Raw genomic sequence first — 2,366 nt, 5'->3', positions numbered from 1 at the left:
CCCCCCCGGGGGCGGGCCCCCCCCCCCCCCCCCCCCCCACCACCCCGCGGGCGGCGCCGGCCGCCAGCAGGGCCTCGACGTCTTGCTCGCTGCGCACGCCGCCGCCGGTCTGCACCTTGAGCCGCGTGCTGGACTTGAGCGCGCCCAGCAGGGGCGCAAGCGTGTAGCCGCCGACGCGGGCTGCGTCCAGGTCCACCAGGTGCAGCCAGCGCGCGCCGGCTTCGGCATAGCGCGTGGCCAGGGCCAGCGGCTCGTCGGCATAGCGCGTTTCCTGCGCGTAGTCGCCCTGGCGCAGGCGCACCACGCGCCCGTCGCGCACGTCGATGGCCGGGTACAACAGGTATTCGTTCATGCCAGCCCCGTCGTCAGGAAATTCTCGAGCAGCCGCGCGCCGGTGGCGGCCGAGCGTTCGGGATGGAACTGTGCGCCGGCGACGTTGCCACGCTGCACCACCGCCGCGAAGTCCTCGCCGTGGCCGCAGCGCGCCAGGCAGTCGTCGGTGACGGGCGCGGCGAAGCTGTGCACGAAGTAGGCCTGCGCGCCGTCGGCAATGCCCGCCAGCAGCGACGAAGGTCGCGTGGGCTGCAGCCGGTTCCAGCCCATGTGCGGGACGCGCACGCCCGGGGACTCGGGCATGCGGCGCACGCGGCCGGCCAGCAGGCCCAGGCAGGCCACGCCGCCCTCTTCCGAATCCTCGAACAGCAGCTGCATGCCCAGGCAGATGCCCAGCAGCGGCTGGGTCAGCGAACGCAGCGTGTCCACCAGCTGCAGCTCGTTGAGCCTGGCCATCGCCGGACCCGCCGCGCCAACGCCCGGCAGGATCACCCGGTCGGCCGCGCGGATCACGTCGCCGTCGGCGCTCATCGCCGCCTGCACGCCCAGGCGCTCCAGCGCGTAGCGCACGGAGCCGATGTTGGCGCCGCCCGAGTCCACCAGCACCACGTTCATAGCGTGCCCTTGGTGCTCGGCAGCTCGCGGCCCTGGCGGCGGATGGCCTGCCGCAGCGCGCGCGCCACGGCCTTGAAGCAGGCTTCCACCATGTGGTGGGTATTCTCGCCGTTCACCTTCAGGTGCAGGTTCAGCCCCGAGGTTTCGCACAGCGAGCGGAAGAAGTGCGGCACCAGTTCGGTCGCCAGGCCACCCACCTCCGCCCGCGGGAACTCCCCTTCAAACACGAAGTAGGGCCGCCCGGAGAAGTCCACCGCCGCCGTGGCCAGGGTTTCGTCCATCGGCAGCGTGATCGTGCCCTGCCCGCTGGAGTCGCCGTAGCGGGCGATGCCGCGCTTGTCGGCCAGGGCGTCCTTCAGCGCCTGGCCCAGGGCCAGGGCGCTGTCTTCCACCGTGTGGTGTTCGTCGATGTGCAGGTCGCCGGCGCAGCTGAGCTGCAGGCTGAAGCCGCCGTGCTTTCCCAACTGTTCAAGCATGTGGTCGAAGAAGCCCAGGCCGGTCATCACCTGCGGGTCGGCGGCACGGTCCAGGTCCACGGTGACGCGCACGCGCGTTTCCTTGGTGGTGCGCTCGACGCTGGCGATGCGCGGCGCGTCGGCCAGCGCGTGCGCGATGCCGGCCCAGGTGTCCGGGCCCGGCTTGAGCTTGAAGCCGCGGCAGCCCAGGTTGGCGGCCAGCTGCAGGTCGGTGTCGCGGTCACCCACCACGGCCGAGTTGGCCAGGTCGATGCCGCGGTCGCGCAGGTAGTGCATCAGCAGGCCCAGCCCCGGCTTGCGGGTGGGTTTGCCCTCGTCTTCGAAGCTTTCGTCGATGAGCTCTTCGCGGAAGCGGATGCCCTGCGATTCGAGCACCTGCACCATCAGCGCATGCGGTCCGGTGAAGGATTCGCGCGGAAAACTCGCGGTGCCCAGGCCGTCCTGGTTGGTGACCAGCACGAACTCGAAGCCGGCGTCTCGCAGCTTGAGCATGGCCGGGATGACGCCCTCGACGAAGCGGATCTTCTCGTAGGCGTCGATCTGGAAGTCAGCCGGCTCCTCGATGATGGTGCCGTCGCGGTCGACGAACAGGATGCGTTGCGCGCTCATGCTGCGGCCCTCCCGGCGGCCAGTGCCTGGATCAGTTGGTCGTTCTCGGACGGACTGCCAATGCTGATGCGCAGTGCGTCACCCAGCTGCGGCGACGCGCGCATGTCGCGCACCACCACGCCCGCCGCCAGCAGCGACTGGAAGGCGGCCTCGGCGTCGTGGAAGCGGACCAGCAGGTAGTTGCCCTGCGAGGGGTAAACCCGGCGCACGCCGGCGTGCGCCAGCAGTTCGTGGTGCAGGCGCTCGCGCGCGGCGCGCCCCGTGATCACGCGGCGGCGGGTCTGTTCCAGCGCCGGCGCCGACAGGCCCCCCCGGGCCAGCTGCACGCAGGGC

General features: G+C 71.6%; 4 protein-coding genes. All 4 read right to left on the bottom strand.

Annotation, left to right across the window (positions count from 1 at the left end; all coding sequences use genetic code 11):
* The coding region (locus tag K0M70_RS14800; RefSeq protein ID WP_290783238.1) for a HisA/HisF-related TIM barrel protein at window positions 1-352 on the bottom strand (352 nt) is incomplete at its 3' end.
* Entirely contained in the window at window positions 349-948 is a 600-nt protein-coding gene (gene hisH / locus K0M70_RS14795; RefSeq protein ID WP_290783236.1) for an imidazole glycerol phosphate synthase subunit HisH, read from the bottom strand. The genes hisH and K0M70_RS14800, both read right to left, overlap by 4 nt.
* Window positions 945-2,033: a bifunctional histidinol-phosphatase/imidazoleglycerol-phosphate dehydratase HisB gene (gene hisB / locus K0M70_RS14790; RefSeq protein WP_290783234.1), complete on the bottom strand. Its 1,089-nt coding sequence runs from the start codon at window positions 2,031-2,033 to the stop codon at window positions 945-947. The genes hisH and hisB overlap by 4 nt, the downstream gene beginning before the upstream one ends.
* Window positions 2,030-2,366 (bottom strand): aminotransferase class I/II-fold pyridoxal phosphate-dependent enzyme (locus K0M70_RS14785; RefSeq protein ID WP_290783232.1); only part of this gene is annotated, 337 nt, incomplete at its 5' end. The genes hisB and K0M70_RS14785, both read right to left, overlap by 4 nt.

It is taken from the genome of Arenimonas sp. (genome assembly GCF_019459675.1).
Taxonomy (GTDB): domain Bacteria; phylum Pseudomonadota; class Gammaproteobacteria; order Xanthomonadales; family Xanthomonadaceae; genus Arenimonas.
Note: the sequence above shows the minus strand (reverse complement) of the source record. Positions and strands in the feature narration are given on the sequence as shown.